The following is a 17,338-nucleotide window of genomic DNA, read 5'->3' as shown; positions in this document are numbered from 1 at the left end:
GAATATCAATACCTGAAATTATCAGATTCAGATGAAGTGAGCCATTGAGCTAAAGTTCGAGCTGTTGAATCGCGTTGTGAAAGTACGGGATTTTTTGTCGGCCAATCAATTCCAATATCCGGATCGTTCCAAAGTATGTTAGATTCCCCGTTCGGATTATAAATACCGGTACATTTATATTGTAGTTCGGCGACATCGGAAAGAACACAAAATCCGCGTGCAAAACCCGGAGGAGCCCAAACCTGCAATTTATTTTCCGCCGATGCCTCGATACCGAACCATTTACCAAGTGTTGGAGAATTTTTTCTTATATCGACTGCGACAAGAAATGCGGTTCCGACTATAACGCGCATTAATTTCCCCATAGCGGGATTCCATTGAAAATGCAATCCTCGCACAACATCTTTTGCAGACCGTGAATGATTATCCTGCGGAAAATAAGATGGGATTCCTAACGCCTTAAATGTATCTTCACGAAACACCTCCATAAAATATCCACGATCATCCTTGAAAATTTCGGTTTTAAGAACAACGATTCCATTTAAATGTTTCGATAAAATAGTGAACGGCATAAGCTGATGTTTGGTTGATGATTATTAAACTGATTGTAAAATAATAATTAAAATTTTTATGAAGAACAATTATTGGATATCGTTTTGCTTCGATCTATAAATTGTAAACAAGATATTCAAAGGCATTAAGAAAGGTATGGTAAACCAATGAAATGGTTTTGCATAGCGAACGAGAAAACGTAACTGACTTTTCAATTTGTTCCAATTTTTAAACCACGAAAAATGACCACCGGTGCTAACCGATACCTTATGCCACACTAATGCCTGAGGTACAAATAGTAATTTGAATCCGGCGCGAACGGCTCTTAAACTCCAATCTGCATCCTCTCCATAAATATAATATGATTCATCCAGGACGCCAATCTGTTCGATTACACTCTTTTTAACCAGCATACTACATCCTGTGACATAATCAGTCGTTTTTATTTTTTCGAATTGTCCGATGTCGATTTCCCGGACTCCCAGATGAGATGTTGATCCAGTCCACCAATCAATTACACCACCAGCATACCAGATCCGTTTCGGATCGGAATGATAATATATTTTTGGTCCCGTCATTCCAATCCGTTCATCTGATTCTGCAGCTTCTACAAGGTGAGAAAGAAAATTTTCTGCAACTATCGTGTCGTTATTCAACAATAAAATATAATCAGCTTTATTATTAAGCGCAGTTTTTATTCCGATGTTATTGCCACCTGCGAACCTAAGGTTCGATGAATTTCTGATAACCTCAACAGACGGATAAAGATGTCGAACTTCTTCTGCGGTACTATCGGTGGATGCGTTGTCAACCACAATAATCTTATAATTAGAATAAGATAGTTTCTGAAGAGATTGTAAACACTCAAGGGTATCGGCTTTCCCGTTCCAGGTGAGAACAATTATATATACCAACGGTGGATGGATCACTATTTTACCTTTTCGAGGAGGATATTCACAATGCGTTCAGCAGCTTTTCCATCTCCGTACGGATTTGTTTTTGTCGACATATCTTGATATGCCTTCTTATCCGAGAGTAATTTCTGCGCTTCGGTCACGATAGTTTGATAATCCGTTCCAACAAGTTTACTGGTTCCAGCATCGATTGCTTCAGGTCTCTCAGTTGTAGTTCGCAATACTAAAACCGGTTTACCGAGCGAGGGGGCTTCTTCCTGAACCCCGCCCGAATCTGTAAGAATCAGATACGATTTATTCATCAATTGAACGAATGGACGATAATCCAACGGCTCTATCAAATGAATTCTTGGGACACCGGCAAGTATCTCATCAGCTTTTTGGCGTACATTCGGGTTTGGATGAACGGGATAGATCATCTCAACGTCTGAATTATTTTCAACGATATATCGGCATGCTGAAAATACCCGCCCCATCGGTTCTCCGAAATTCTCACGGCGGTGCGATGTTAGGAGAATTACTTTCTTTCCGGAATAATCGATTTGATTCAGTGGAGATTCTTTGAATTCAAAATTCGGATCAACAATCATCAGCAATGCGTCGATTACTGTGTTACCGGTTACAAAAATATTTTCCTCGTTGATACCTTCTCTCACTAAATTTTGTTTTGCCCACGGTGTGGGTGCAAAATGATATTCGGTAAGGCGTGTGGTAATCTGTCGATTCATTTCCTCAGGGAAAGGATTTGTCTTGTTCCAAGTTCTCAGCCCCGCCTCAACATGTCCGACCGGAATTTTCAGATAAAAAGCGGCAAGACTTGCCGCGAATGTTGTTGTTGTATCCCCTTGCACCAATAGCACATCAGGTTTTTCTTTTTGAAGAACCGGTTTGATTTCATCCAACACAGCGCTCATTACATGGAATAAGTCTTGATTATGTTTCATTATGTCCAGATCATAATCCGGTTTGATTTTAAAAACATCTAATTTTTGATCGAGCATTTCACGATGCTGTGCGGTAACTATAACGAGCGGTTGTAATCCGCGTTTTTCAACCTCCTTAACTACCGGAGCCATTTTTATGGCTTCTGGACGAGTCCCGAACACGATTGCGATTTTCATTAATTCATTTCTCCTTTGATGCGAAGATTTCAATTCTATCGCCGAAAACTTTCAGCGTGCGGGTGAGGAATACATTCGGATATTGAAACAATTTTTTCATCAGCTTCTGCAATGCCGATCCGCGGAGTGATATATCCGCCACAGGCATTATGGTCTGGTTTAACAATTCAATTTTGAATTGGTGAGAATTCAACAAATATTTTATGCTTTTAGCTCTGTATTCAAAAAGATGATACGGCGGTAAATGCACCGTCGCCCTTTTCCTGAGCAAGGTATAAACCATGAAGCCAATACGAGAATACAGTGTATTCGTTTGCATTGGACAGCGAATTCCCAAAACTCCGCCCTGTTTCATTATTCTGTGAATCTCACCTAAAGTAGCGTTTGGATCAGGCAGATGTTCAAGCACATCTCCCATATAAACCAGGTCGAACATGTTGTCGTCAAACTTCGCCGATAAAAGATCGCCGGTGTGAATATTTAGATTGAATCTTTCTTTCGCAAATTGAGTTGCCTCAGAAGAATATTCGACTCCCTGAACCGAGTATCCTGCTTCGCGAAGTGTGTTTAAAAAAGCACCACCGGCACATCCAATTTCTAAAAACGTCCCTTTATCTTTAAATTTCTTGAATTGAACCAACAATTTATCTTCGCCAAGCGAAGCAAGGGCAGATTCATCGAAATAACTTCCGGTATGACCGCAGCGAAAATCGTGTTCAAAATATTCTTTGGAATATAAAGAAGCGATTTCCTGATTCGTAGGTTGAGGGTTGATGAAAATTATTGTACATTTTTTACATTCAACAGCATTTAACCAGCGATTTTTAAAGAGATACCCGAACGGTTTTGCACCTAAATTTCGGTTACCACAAACAGGGCATAGTAAATTACTTTCGTTCATGAGTTTCCATTAATCCTTCAATCGCTCGTATAAAATTCTCCCACGAATATTTAGTTTTTTCTATTTTCACCATGGCAACAAATTCCTGCTCATTTTTTTCCGTATAAAATCTTTTAATCGCGCTCGCTAAAGCAGCCGCATCGTTTGGAGGAACTACGTACCCAGTCCGTCCATCAATCACAACTTCCGCCAATCCGCCTACGTTTGTTGCTATAACCGGTTTATCAAAATTATATGCAATCTGTGTTATTCCGCTTTGAGTGGCAGATAAATAAGGCAGCACAACTATATCGGCAGCACTGAAATAAAGCGCTACCTGATCGTTTGGTATGTAATCGGGATAAAATTTTATTCGAGATTCAAGTCCGAATGATTTAACCTTATCAACGTATTTCTTTTGATCATCATAGTATTCCCCGACCGCTAATAATTGGACATCATCTAATTGTTTCATAGCATCGAATAGAACAAGCAATCCTTTATACGCTCTGACGTATCCGAAATAAAGTATAACCTTTTTAGAATTAATTCCGAGATTAGTTCTGGCTGTTTCTTTATTCATTGGTTCACCGAAATTTTCATAAACCGGATGTGGAACTTTGCAGTAATGTGCAATAGGAAAATACTTTCGCAGATCCCGTTCGACCGCATCGGACTGAACTATAAAATAATTTGCCTGTTTGAATGCATACTTTGTAAAAACGACATCACCAAACCGGCGTTCGTGAGGAATAATATTATCGCAAATAAAAAGTACTTTTGTGTTAGATTTACGTTTGACCAATTTTGCAATCGTACCGAAGCAAGGACCAAAAAACGGAAGCCAGTATTTGAAGATAAGCAAATCAGGTTTTTTTTCTTTTATGATTTTTGCAACCTTGAGCCAGTTTAATGGATTAATCGAATCTACCAACTGCGGAGCTTCTGCAACGTCAATCGGTGCACCCGCCTCATCCTGTGTTTTGCCGGGGAATAGGAATTTCGGATATTGACGTTTAAAAGTAACTGTCTCAACCGTGTGGTGAATACCAAGATGTTTGGCGAGCAAAGCATTGAAATGCGCTATTCCACCACGAAGAGGATATGCTGTTCCAACAATTACTATTTTCATAAATTTATCATTTTACCAATATCAGACGATATATTTCGTCTAATTTATTTTGAATTTCCGTTTTTTTATCCTCCTTTAAACTCATAACTGCCAATAATCGGGCACTTTCTTCCAGTAACATTCCCTGCGCATCGTTAATATCCCGATTATTGATATTCTTATTATAAAAAGAAAAAAGATTAATTGCTTTATCGAATTGTTTCAGTTGTATCTTAGATAATCCCAAAGTTTTAAGCGCCGAAGCATTTTGTGAATCATACTGAAGAGCATCGGCACTACGATTACCGGAATTTTCAAAATCGCGTTGTTGATAATAAAGAACAGCCAGTTTATAATATAACATGCTGATATTCAGGTCAGGTTTAGAAGTGTACGGCAACAAATCTTTAATCGTTTGTTCTCTATGTTCGATTTGTTTCTGTGAATCACCCATCATCTTCTCCCCCATATTTATAATATAGGTAGAACCGTTATAATAACTTTTGAAAACCCACTTACCAACACCTTCCAGACGTAAAGCCGACATTTGTTCATCTGCGTTTATGATAAATAATGTACCGGATAATATTGCAGCAGCACCAACGGCACCAATTATTTTCGAATAATAGAATCTGATTCTTGAATTTTTAAATAGTTGAAAAGTTATTGCAATAGAAGCAAAATTAATAGCTGCCGCAGTGGGAGACAACATATCCCAATCGCGCGGCATCGACAGCATCGGATTGATCGTGAAATTAAATATGATAAAATAAAACAGAGCAATGAGCGAAAATATTAAACGGGGTTCTTTCCACCGAATATTTTTACCATAGCCAACGATGGCCATCGTCAATAACACGAGCGCAGGTGACGCGATAAAAAATAATTGCTGAATAACATCAGAGAAATGATTTAAAGAAATAAGAGAATACGAATGCGGTTGCTGTAGCGGATTTACAACCGGAAGAAATATTTTCGTCATTATTTCTTTCTGGTCACCAACTGAATACCGATACGCATCAAAATAAAAAAGATAGACAAAGAATGAGCCAACCATGGAAGCTAATATAAGAAACATAATATTCCGCGGCTTCAACCAACGGTTCAATTTCCCTTGCCTTTGTTCCACCAAAAAAGCACCCGCATAGAGTAGCGCCGGCAGCAATAAAATCATTTCGATATGAAGTCTTGATCCGATAAGGAATACAATGATCATCCAACCAAACACTTTTTTTCCATCAAATAAATTCCAGGCAAGAATAAGGAACACGGTGATAGCCAAATAAACAAGAGTATAATCTTCCACATGTCCAAAGAACAATTGGTTGGCACCGGCAAAAAAGAAAACGATTAGTGCGAGCAATTTCCATGATCTTGTATTATTCCTGTTCACTATGAAGACAGTTATTAAAACTAAAAATATTCCCCCGCTAACGGCACTCACAATTTGGAACATCGATTTTTGATCCACACCAAATTTTGATGACAGAGATTGATGGATCATACGAGTTAACGGCTCTTTATCACTAAGGTCGAACAAATCCGCAAGCGCATATCGTTTTTCTGATAACAAACTTAAAAGAGTCAAGGTATCTCCGTACATCTCGGTACGGATTCGGTAAGAATAAAATATAGCTGTTCCTGAAATTGCAATCAGAGACAGGATTAAAATGCGAACTATGAGAGAATAAGAAAGAAAATGAATTTTATCATCGATAAAAAATTGAATATTTCTTGATATTAAAAGGAATCCGATGGACAATGCAATCAAGAGAAATACTATCCGCATCGAAACTGGAAGAAATGCCAGATGATTGATTCCCCACATGAATGAATCGGGGAAAAATGAAGCAAAACCATAGATAATCACTATGCCCAATATGAATAATCCCAAAACTTTTTCGGATTGATCACTGGTTGAAATATTTGAGTTAATACCAATCATTCTATTAAAAGTCTATCCAAATTAATTTTGTATAACAGGGCGACAGGATTCTTCGATATCGCAACCAATTCAAATCCGGGGGGAGCTGCATCACCTCTGAAAATTTTTTTAAATTGAGGTCTCATTTTTGCTTCAATAGAACTAAAATATAAATAATCTACACGCTTTTTTCGAATTTCTGAAACCAATTGGTTTATATCTGTCACATTTGGAAATTGCTCAAATTTCATCTGGAGTTGATAGGCAATTTGGGGCTTCCTCGCAATGATAACTTTTCCTTTTTCGCTTGACGAAAAGTTTTTATAAAAATCCGAGGAAATATTCAAAACATCTTTGGGTCCCAGAACTATCTGTCCAGCATTGTAATATACTGTATAAAATGCAGATAGCAGGAGTAAAATTGAAATTATTGCTAAAATAATTGTATGATTCATAATCTTAAATTTCTTTGACACTACCCAAGCGAAAAAGATAACGGCAAGCAGGAAATATATTGACATGAGTGGGAGTGTAAATCTTTCTGCATAGAAAACAGGTAGCAAGGAAGTAAAATAAGCTACTCCGAAAATAATTATTGCAAGTTGTTTTTTCTCGAGCTTGAATATTTTCAGCATGATGATTGCTAATAAAGAAAACAATCCGATCCAGTAATCAATTAAGAAGACAAGATCATCAAGCAGGTGATAATAAACATTCATTAAAGAAACCTTGAAAAATGTCAGCGGTTCATGAAAGATGACCCCTGCGAACGATTTATATTTGTAAGACTCTTGTGTCCACCAATCATCCCATGAAAAATACCTTTTACCGTAAAGTTCAAATGCTATGTTTAGGTAATTCTTTTGATAAAACATATCTCCGGTATTGATATACAAAAGTAGTGACCAAGGTAATACCACCGATAAATATCCTGAAATAAAAAATAAAATATAGTATAAGCGTTTTTTGATCGATTCATTGAATATATTCATTAGCAAAATTAAGAATACAAAAACGAAAAGTAAAAATACGCCATTGTATCTCACAAGATATGTAAATCCGCTCAGCGCCCCGCAAAACGCGAATCGGTTTCCGGACAATTTCTGATTGGACCAAAATACGTAGATAGAAATCATTATTAAAGCATAAAATACCATATCGGTGCTCGCTGTGTAAGAGTATTGCACAAATATTTTATTGGCAATTGTCATCAATACGACCAGCAAGCTAACATCGTAACTGAAATATTTAGCAAGCAATTTGTACAACATGATTAAAACTATTCCGGCAGAGATCGCGGAAATAAATATCCCGGCAATAAAATAATCCGCTGTCAACAAGTTTACGATGGAAAGAAGGATTGTATATCCTGGACCTTTAAAATCATCGATTGTAAGTTCACCGCTAGATAATTTTGCCGCCTGAGGCGCGTATGTCCAGTAAAAATCTGTCTCGACGCTGTAATCACCTATCTTGTGCCAGATCATGGCAATTACAATTATCGAAATCATATAAATGATGCCGATGAGATATGGGAAATACTTCAGTCGTATCCAAGACGGAGTGTATTTTCTTAAAACATCCCACTTCAGGTAATTGATATTATGCTCTGCTGCCAAGTCAATGAATAAGAAGAAAGATTAAAATTGCGTAAGAATATTTCTCGTTTAGAACGTCACCAATCAAATACCTACTTTATCTTTCACAATGTAAATAGGGCGGTGCTTTACTTCATCGTAAATACGCCCGATATATTCTCCGATCACTCCGAGCGTAAGCAAAACCATGCTGCCTATGAAAGTGATTGCAACAATTGTAGATGCCCAACCGAGGATTGCCTTATCAGTGAATAATTTTTCATAGATAACATATAAGCCGCCGATGAATGAGATTACCGCAACAGCAAGTCCCACGTAAATTGCAAGCCGCAGAGGCGCATTCGAAAACGATATCAATCCATCCAAGGCGAGATCAATAAGTTTTCTAATAGACATTTTCGGTTTACCAGCATAGCGTGCTTCGCGATCGAATTCTACGCCTGTTTGCCTAAAACCGGCCCACGCACGCATTCCGCTTATATATCGATTCCTTTCAGGCATGGATCGTATTACATCAACAACTTTCCGGTCCATAAGAGAAAAATTACCGGCTTCCATAGGAATTGATATCGAAGAAAATATATGCATCACCCTGTAAAAAGACGTGAATGCTAACCATTTTAAGGCGTTTTCTTTTCTGCTCCTTTTTATCGTATAGACTACATCGTAACCTTCAGACCACTTTGCTAACAAATCAGGTAATAATTCAGGAGGATCTTGAAGATCTCCATCCATAAGTATCACCGCTTCTCCTTCCGTGAATTCCATTCCGGCGGTAATAGCTATCTGATGTCCGAAATTGCGCGCAAGACGAATTACTTTAAAACGGGAATCTGTTTGATGAAGTGATTCAATCATACTAAAAGTTTTATCGACGCTGCAGTCGTCAACAAATATTATTTCTGCCTCCATATTCATTCTATCAAGAATTAGTTTCAAGCGGCGAGATAACTCCGGGATAATCGCCTCTTCGTTATAAACTGGGATGATAATTGAATATTTCATTATTGTTTTTCCGGATGTTCTAATTTACTTTTTCTTCTTGATTTGGATAAACAGAATAGACACTACTGATATCAACAGCGTTGAAAATGTTATCAATGAACCTATGCGAAAACTCTCGGGTTCAAAACGTAAAACTATTTCATGTCTCCCCGATTTCACCGGTATTGCTCTTAAACACCAATCAACCCTATGAATTGGCGTAAGCGTACCGTCGATATATGCATTCCATCCTGGATAAAATATTTCACTTAGAATTAATAATCCATTTTTCGGAGTTTCTGCTTGAACTGAAATTTTATTCAAAGAGTATGATGTGATAACCGCCTTTCCATCTCCGGAAATTCCATCAACTGTAAATTGAGGATCTCGCTCAAACACTGCTGTAGATCGTGGATTGAATTCATCACGAATCATATACGCACGGGCAGAATCTTCGTTGGTGATTATCTTTGAATCATAAACGAAAAAAACGCGAGGTAAATATGTTTTAGAAGGAACGAGGTCCATTAATCGGCGTGATTCATCAACAACGAGCTGATACTTTGCGTTCAGTAAATCGCACGCACGATCGAAGTCTTTCACGATAGGATAATTTCTTTGAAGCGAGAGCGGTGTATATCCTTCCATCATAAAGATACGGTCAATCATTCCCTGGTTTCTATCCAGTATCATGGTATTCTCGCGGCGCGAATTGACCCTGAAATATTCTTGTTGTCCCGCTTCTCGCAGCGATCGCACCAAACTTTCAGTCCTGCGGTAATATTCGTCGGGATTAGTCGTTCCATTGTTATGGTTAAAACCGAATAGATTGATATCAATAAATAGAACGATCAACAAAGCGCCTAACATTATAAACGCTGAAAACCGTCGGCTTATCAAAAATATTAAACCAACAGATGTTAACGAAATTAGCAACATTGAAGTCGATGCTTCAACGGTATTCGCATGTATTTGATCTGCCACTCTGCGGTCAACACCGCCTTGCATCCACCCTGCCAGGCTTAGAAGAAATAGGATTATCACGATGGCACCTATCCCGATCAAAATCTTTTTAAATTTTTGAGGCGATTGATTAATAAGATCGAACATTGCCTGGATTCCAAAACCAGCCAGTAGCGAAAAACTAAAAGCCGATATCAGCATAATGCGCCCCACACTGCGAAACTTATCGAACCCCGGTATATAATGAAAGAAGAAATTATGCAGAATAAAATTATCTCCCAATGCATAAAGTACAGAAAATATCCCTATGCTGAAAAAGAAAATGATATAACGATTTGCCCGAAATCTGGTCATCGAGAATATAATCAGAATAAATGCCGGAATACCAAGATAAAAACATGTTTCCCAGTAAACCCAGTATGCCCCATTTCCCCAATAAGTCGAACCCTCAGCGCCGCTTGATCCAAAATATTTAGGAATGATGAAAGTAATTAACTGCTGCCAAACAAGCTGGCCTTCCTGTGATTTTTCATATGTAATTTCAGCACGCTGCGATAATGGAGCTAATTCAATCGTCGGTAACAACTGTATTGCGGTGAAGGCGAGAGCGATTATAACAAATCCGATTGCGATTGAACTTTTCTTAACCGAGCCAGAAATAGAGTTTTCTTTCCAACCATTCAACAGTTCGAAGATAAAATAGATGAGAAGAAAAAACATAATGTATAAAGATACCTGCGGTGAACCGGCGAGTATCACATTACCGAGCACCATTCCACCTAAAATCATTGTAATAAGAGAGTGTTGTAGAACGGCACGACGGAAAAGAAGTATTATAAGAGGAAGCCATGCAATATGACAGATGATTGTATGGTGGATTACATGAGAGATCATGAATCCAGACAATGAGAAAATCACACCGGTGAACAGAGCGGCAAAGTTTAAGAGGCCGAACTCCTTCGCCAAAAAATAAATACTCACTCCGGCAATCATCATGTGTATGATAATTTGAATTTCTAGCCAATAGAAATTCAACTTTCCTCCGGCAACAAACAGTGTAAGTATCAAATTGGGTATATAAAAAACTGCTGATTGAATGTCTGCCTGGAAAGGAGAACCGCTGAATGTGTAAGGATTCCACAGCGGCAACTCGCCGCCCGACAACGATACGGCGGAAAAATTTCGGTACGGATAATATTGATATAAAAAATCATCCCAGAAAAATGCCTTTTGAAGGAGAATATCACGGAAGAATATCGCCACAAGTGAACAAATTATAATTACGGCGTGCCAATCTTTAATATGAGGCATACCAATCGAAGTTTTAGTTTTGCCTTTCGTCATATCCACCAAAATCTATTTTTTTGATTCGAGGAGGCGAACACAGGCATCGAAAACTTTGTCAACTTTGAGGTATTGCATGCAATCATTAGCACAGGTTGGCGAATAGAAACAATTGCAATCAAAATCCGGTTCTAAAACTTCGCCCCGCCCGTATAAATCGAATTCATGTTTATTGAAAATATTGTTGAACAGCACTATCTTTTTTCGTAAACCGATTGTAAGATGCATCGCCATTGTTACGGCAGTAACAACCAGATCGCATTGATTCACTTCGCTCATAAATTTATTCAGAGGGAAATGCCCGAAGTAAAGCGCCCCACTTTCGCGCGCGAGTCTTTGATTCTTCAGATGTTCCTGTTCACCGCCCAACATCAACGGAATATATCCTGCTTTCTTCAGTTTTTTCGCGAGTGAAATCCAATTTTTCTCTGCCCATAGTCTGGAAGTCCATCTGCCTCCGCAACCCGTGTTCAAACCTATAATCTTTTTATTCTTAGGTAATTTCCAGTTATAATTTATCAAAGAAGGCATTATATATTCTTCATTCGAGAATTTGTAACCGCATATTTCGAAAATTTCTTCCTGATAACTTTTTGTGTTAGACTTACTCAAATCGTCGAAAACACCGGTGAGATATTTATGGTCTGCATCATTATCGATCGGCACACATTTGCCTTCTCGCAATATAAAACCTTTTTTAACACGAGCTGAGATTTGATTGGCAAGTGCACAAGCTTCTTTATCTTTATCCAGATTGAATAATAGATCGAAAGAAACCGACCTTAATATCGCGATCGATTGAACGTTGAGCGGCAATATTACATCAACCGACCCGGGTACAACATCGGGTGTAAGGGTGAGCCACCAAATTTCTGCAGATGGTTCAACTGCTTTCAATTTGTGTAATAGTGGTGTCGTTCGGATTACATCTCCGATAGCTCCCAATTTTATTATTAGAATCCGTTTGTCGGTCGGTTCATAATGTTTGCAGGATTTACCTTTTGAATCGACACAATGAACTCCATTCAGCTTATGGGGCTTACAAGGAATATCACCGCGGAAATACCGACAATCAGATTTAATTTGTTTGGAGGAAAATTGTTTCATTTTATTTCTGATCTGATCGCCTCATTTCCAAAATTCTTTTATGGAGTACTCTTTCTCGTTTACAGGTCGGGTTTTTGCAATCATCTCTCCCAATAATCCGATTGAAATAATTTGAACACCTACTATCGTTAAGAGAATTCCTCCTAAGAAAAGCGGTCTGTTGCTTAGAGCAATCCCTTCAACAAATTTTAAAGCTACAAGGTATGCATCAATACCGATACCGATGAGGAAGAAGACCAATCCCCATAATCCAAAGAAATGAAGCGGACGTTGCAGATATCTCGTGGTGAATAGTGTGGTCACCAAATCAAGAAATCCTTTCCAAAATCTTCCGAGACCGTATTTTGTTTTACCAAATTTTCTTGCATAGTGTTGGACAACAATCTCACCAATTTTAAATCCGCGCCAGTGTGCAAGAACCGGGATATAACGGTGCAGTTCTCCGTAAATTTCAATTTCCTTGACTACTTCTTTTCTGTACGCTTTTAATCCGCAATTGAAATCGTGAAGTTTTATTCCGGTCATCTTCGATACAACAAAATTGAAAAACTTTGATGGAATCGTTTTGGTGATTGGGTCTCGCCGTTTCTTCTTCCACCCGGAAACGAGGTCGAATCCTTTTTTAATTTCGTTGACAAGATTCGGAATCTCATTTGGATCATCTTGCAAATCGGCATCCATCGTAATAATAATATCACCCTTCGCATGATTAAATCCTACGCTGAGTGCTGCCGATTTTCCATAATTCCTTCTGAAGCGAATAATTTTTATCCTTCTATCCCTATGTCGCAGATCATGAAGTATGCGCATCGAGTTATCAGTACTGCCATCATCAACAAAGATGATTTCAAATCTTTGATTCCGGTTTAAGGCATTTCTAATTTTATCATAGAGTTCTCTCAGAGATTGTTCTTCATTGAACAATGGAATCAGAATCGAAAGCTCTCTCGCCGTATCTTGTTGCCTTTCTGTATCTGTTCCCTGAGGACGCTGTCTGCGATATCTGTTATGCCGTTCCCTTCCCCGTTCTTCCTGTTTTTGTCTCGTCTGTTGTTGACTTTGTTGTGGGCGGGAAGGTGTTTGCGATTCTGCGGCAGGTGTGGCAAAATTTTCATTTTGAGGTGGATTCACTGGTATCTGTTCTCTCTCCCTGTCATTTTCATGCATATTATCTTGATTTTCCATTCTTCTCCTATTTAATTTGAGTCAAAATACGATATTTTTTTGTTATAATCAATGAGAATTTCATACTAACCACTTGATACAATAATAGTAATTTTATACATTAGAGTAATAAACACCTCAATGAACCGTCACCTTATTCCGGAGTTCTCTGTATGCAAAAATTATTAACAATTATATCGCTCATATTTATAATATCAGCAGTACAAACTGCTATCGCACAACCTCAAAAAAACTTTGCACAACGACGTGGTTTAGAAATTCGTCAAGAACTTGCTGAAGCAGAATCTCTCGCTGTGAAATTAAAAATGCCATTAAGAGCCACACTTGAAGATGGAGCCGGTGTTGCAGTCCATCGAGTTCAAAATGGTTTATTGATTTACAGAATAACTGATAATATTAATGCAGCAAAAACCATCTCAACAAATAAAGTTTGGCCTACAGGCGGTAACGGTTTGGCACTGACTGGTGAAGGTATTATACTAGGGGAATGGGACGAAGGTGCTCCGAGATCTACGCACAAAGAATTAACCGGAAGAATACTTAAAACCCAAGGCAGCAACAGCGACCACTCCACACATGTCGCTGGTACGATGATTGGAACAGGTTTAAGCGCGAATGCGAAGGGGATGTCTTATCTCGGATCTTTGAAAGCATTCAACTGGGATTACGACGTTACAGAAATGGATACGGCAGGTGTTTTGGTTTCGAACCATTCTTATGGAGCAATCACCGGTTGGCGCTACGGATACCCAAATGCCGGCGCATGGAATTGGTGGGGAGATGTAACAATCAGCACCTTTGAAGATTACAGATTCGGATTTTATGATGCCGACGCCCGCGATTTCGACCAGATATCAATCAACAATCCTTACTACCTCATTTGCAAATCTGCCGGAAATGATCGTGATGAAGGGTCTTCATATCAAACTACACACTATGTGAGGAAAAATGGTGTGTGGGTAATTGAAACCGCGACCCGCAGTAGAGACGGAAATGACGGTTATGATTGTATCGGTGACGCGGGTGTTGCAAAAAATATTCTTACCGTCGGTGCTGTCGAGGATATTACTGGTGGATATAACAACCCATCCGGTGTGGTTATGTCGAGTTTCAGTTGCTGGGGACCTGCAGATGATGGCAGAATAAAACCAGATATAGTTGCAAATGGCGTGGGATTATATTCAACACTCCGCGCTACCGATTCCGCTTATGGTTCAATGAGCGGCACATCGATGGCAACACCCAACGCATCAGGTTCAATTGGTTTGTTGCTGCATCATCAACAACGCTTGCATGGCAGCACACTATTGCGTTCTTCCACAATGAAAGCAATTATTTTGAATACTGCTGATGAAGCTGGTCCAAACCCCGGACCAGATTATATGAACGGTTGGGGATTGATGAATACACTCAAAGCTGCTCAACTTATGACTCAAGACAGCATTGATGGAGCTAATTCGCATATCAGAGAATTATTACTGAGTCAAGGCGACACCATTCGTTTCAATATTCTAAGTGATGGCACATCTCCGATCAGAGCATCTATTTGCTGGACCGATCCGGCCGGAACGCCTGTCGCGCCCGCACTCGATCCAACCAATATAATGCTGAAAAACGATCTGGATCTTCGAATTACCAAACCCAGAGATAATAATGTTTATAATCCTTGGATACTCAATCCAACATCACCTACTGCCGCCGCAACCACAGGTGATAATATTAGAGATAACACAGAACAAATTTCAATCTCACCTACAGAGCGATCTGTTTATACTGTCCAAATTACAAACAAAGGTACTTTAACAGGAGGTTCACAATATGTTTCTTTCGTAGTTAGCGGGAATGGTAAAAACTTAGGTCCTGTTTTTGCTTCATACGGATCAAGCTATGGATATACTATGATCCCTGATAGCGTTGTCCATGATTCTGTAAAAATAAAAAACTTAGGCGACTCGCTATTGATATTGAAGCTATCTGTTCCATTAGTAGATCAGGGATGGTTGGTGTTAGAAGATGACTCGATCGCGATTGCATCTCTCGATTCAGGATACATCAAATTTGAGATTCAACCTAATTCTCTCGATACATGGACTGAATATAACAGTACAATCACAATCGAACATAATGATTCCACAACAACTCCTGATATTGTCACGGTCAATTTAAACACACTCGGCTCAACAGCCCACAAGTCAATATCTCAACATACATACGGTATAGATTTAGGTGAGATTGTAGAAGATTCGTTTTACATTTGGAATACCGGTCATATCCCCCTCACCTTTTCAATTGCCGATACAGGCAAGAACCTTCCTAACTGGTTAGTAATTGATCCGGTTGATGGATCTATATTGCCCGGTGACAGTTTAAAGGTACATTTAACCTTAAACGAAGTAGACCTCCCTCGCGATAATTATTATTCAACCGTCGTGATTGAGCATAATGATACTCAGACAGAGAGTTATACAATACCCGTAAGTTTGTATGTCGGTACACAAAAAATTGTCTCCACCGATGTCACAGATTTCTGGAACATCGTATCATTACCGGTTATTGCAATCGACAACCGGAAAACATCCCTCTATCCATCAGCGCTTAGCAATGCATGGGCGTACGATGGAAGCTACAAAGCAAAAGATAGTTTGTACCCCGGCTCAGGATATTGGCTCAAGTTCGCGGCTCCTGAAACATTCCCTATGACCGGATATGTATTTAGTTCAGAAACTTTATATGTTACAAGCGGATGGCAAATGATTGGCGTTTTATCAAGCACGATTCTCGCAAACACTGTTACAACAGAACCACCAGATTTAATCATATCTAATTTCTTCGGCTTCGACCATGGCTATGAATTTGCCGATACGCTTTACGCCGGAAAAGGTTACTGGGTTAAAACGAACGATGCAGGTAAAATCATACTGTCGGGGAGTATGCCTCCTCCGGCAAAAACATTGGCACTCGATCAACTATCCGACTTTAACAGCTTAACTTTCTCGGATGAAGCTGGCAACAAGCAAACGCTTTACTTCAGTGTAGGTAAGAAACCAACACGAGATATCAGTTTCTACAAACTGCCTCCACCGGCACCCGAGGGTAGTTTCGATGTGCGATTCGCTTCGGGCTCTATGCTTGAGGTGCTTGATAAAAACTCATCTCAAACAATCAACATACAATCATTATCAGGTTATGTAGTCGTTAACGCATCGTTGGAACAACACAACGGCCCTTCCATCGCGTTTGTTGATGATGCCGGACGTCAGTATCTCTTTGACGAAAATAATCATATCGTTTTAAACGGAGTGAAATCTATTTCGGTGCTCAACAAAGGTATAGAAATCCCGACTGAGTACTCTTTAGATCAAAATTATCCGAATCCGTTCAACCCGACAACAATAGTCAGCTTCGATTTGCCGGTTGATAACTTTGTGACACTTAAAGTTTACAATGCACTGGGACAGGAAGTTGCCACGCTTGTTAACGGATACAAAGAAGCGGGCAAATATTCGTTTGATTTCGACGCAAGCAATTTACCGAGCGGAACATATATTTACAAAATGACTGCCGATAAATTCAGCGAGGTTAAGAAGATGGTGCTGATGCGGTAGAAACGGATGTGGGATATTAGATATGCGATGTTAGATATTTGATATTCGTA

Annotated in this window: 12 protein-coding genes; 1 reads left to right on the top strand and 11 read right to left on the bottom strand. The window is 39.1% G+C overall.

Annotated features, from left to right (window positions below; genetic code table 11):
- Window positions 1–5: 5 nt before the first annotated feature.
- The 11 genes from rfbC to HZB59_04220 all read right to left on the bottom strand — a co-directional run bounded on the left by rfbC (window position 6) and on the right by HZB59_04220 (window position 13,665).
- On the bottom strand, window positions 6–572 hold the full coding sequence (gene rfbC / locus HZB59_04270; protein ID MBI5020629.1) for a dTDP-4-dehydrorhamnose 3,5-epimerase: 567 nt from the start codon (window positions 570–572) through the stop codon (window positions 6–8).
- A gap of 69 nt (window positions 573–641) precedes the next feature.
- Window positions 642–1,481: a glycosyltransferase family 2 protein gene (locus HZB59_04265; protein ID MBI5020628.1), complete on the bottom strand. Its 840-nt coding sequence runs from the start codon at window positions 1,479–1,481 to the stop codon at window positions 642–644.
- A complete protein-coding gene (gene wecB / locus HZB59_04260) occupies window positions 1,481–2,587 on the bottom strand; it encodes a UDP-N-acetylglucosamine 2-epimerase (non-hydrolyzing) (GenBank protein MBI5020627.1) in 1,107 nt (368 codons plus the stop codon). The genes HZB59_04265 and wecB overlap by 1 nt, the downstream gene beginning before the upstream one ends.
- 4 nt (window positions 2,588–2,591) lie before the next feature.
- Window positions 2,592–3,488 carry a class I SAM-dependent methyltransferase gene (locus tag HZB59_04255; protein ID MBI5020626.1) on the bottom strand — a complete coding sequence of 299 codons (897 nt, stop codon included), beginning with the start codon at window positions 3,486–3,488 and terminating at the stop codon, window positions 2,592–2,594.
- Window positions 3,475–4,599, bottom strand: a complete 1,125-nt coding sequence (locus tag HZB59_04250) for a glycosyltransferase (GenBank protein MBI5020625.1) — start codon at window positions 4,597–4,599, stop codon at window positions 3,475–3,477. The genes HZB59_04255 and HZB59_04250 overlap by 14 nt, the downstream gene beginning before the upstream one ends.
- A gap of 7 nt (window positions 4,600–4,606) precedes the next feature.
- Complete coding sequence (locus HZB59_04245) at window positions 4,607–6,523, bottom strand: hypothetical protein (GenBank protein MBI5020624.1); 1,917 nt, start codon at window positions 6,521–6,523, stop codon at window positions 4,607–4,609.
- Window positions 6,520–8,013: a glycosyltransferase family 39 protein gene (locus HZB59_04240; GenBank protein MBI5020623.1), complete on the bottom strand. Its 1,494-nt coding sequence runs from the start codon at window positions 8,011–8,013 to the stop codon at window positions 6,520–6,522. The genes HZB59_04245 and HZB59_04240 overlap by 4 nt, the downstream gene beginning before the upstream one ends.
- Window positions 8,014–8,184: 171 nt before the next feature.
- Window positions 8,185–9,105: a glycosyltransferase family 2 protein gene (locus tag HZB59_04235; protein ID MBI5020622.1), complete on the bottom strand. Its 921-nt coding sequence runs from the start codon at window positions 9,103–9,105 to the stop codon at window positions 8,185–8,187.
- Between the two features lie 24 nt (window positions 9,106–9,129).
- Window positions 9,130–11,391 carry a YfhO family protein gene (locus HZB59_04230; GenBank protein MBI5020621.1) on the bottom strand — a complete coding sequence of 754 codons (2,262 nt, stop codon included), beginning with the start codon at window positions 11,389–11,391 and terminating at the stop codon, window positions 9,130–9,132.
- A 12-nt stretch (window positions 11,392–11,403) separates the two neighbouring features.
- Window positions 11,404–12,498: a glycosyltransferase family 9 protein gene (locus HZB59_04225; GenBank protein ID MBI5020620.1), complete on the bottom strand. Its 1,095-nt coding sequence runs from the start codon at window positions 12,496–12,498 to the stop codon at window positions 11,404–11,406.
- 21 nt (window positions 12,499–12,519) lie between these two features.
- Window positions 12,520–13,665 (bottom strand): glycosyltransferase family 2 protein, encoded by a 1,146-nt coding sequence (locus HZB59_04220; GenBank protein MBI5020619.1) that lies wholly within the window; start codon window positions 13,663–13,665, stop codon window positions 12,520–12,522.
- A 170-nt stretch (window positions 13,666–13,835) separates the two neighbouring features.
- On the opposite strand from HZB59_04220, the gene HZB59_04215 reads away from it, so the two are divergent.
- Window positions 13,836–17,288, top strand: coding sequence for a S8 family serine peptidase (locus HZB59_04215; protein MBI5020618.1), 3,453 nt, complete (start codon window positions 13,836–13,838; stop codon window positions 17,286–17,288).
- Window positions 17,289–17,338: the final 50 nt, after the last annotated feature.

The organism is Ignavibacteriales bacterium (assembly GCA_016214905.1).
Lineage (GTDB): Bacteria > Bacteroidota > Ignavibacteria > UBA10030 > SZUA-254 > PNNN01.
This window is presented reverse-complemented; position numbering and strand designations above follow the sequence as displayed.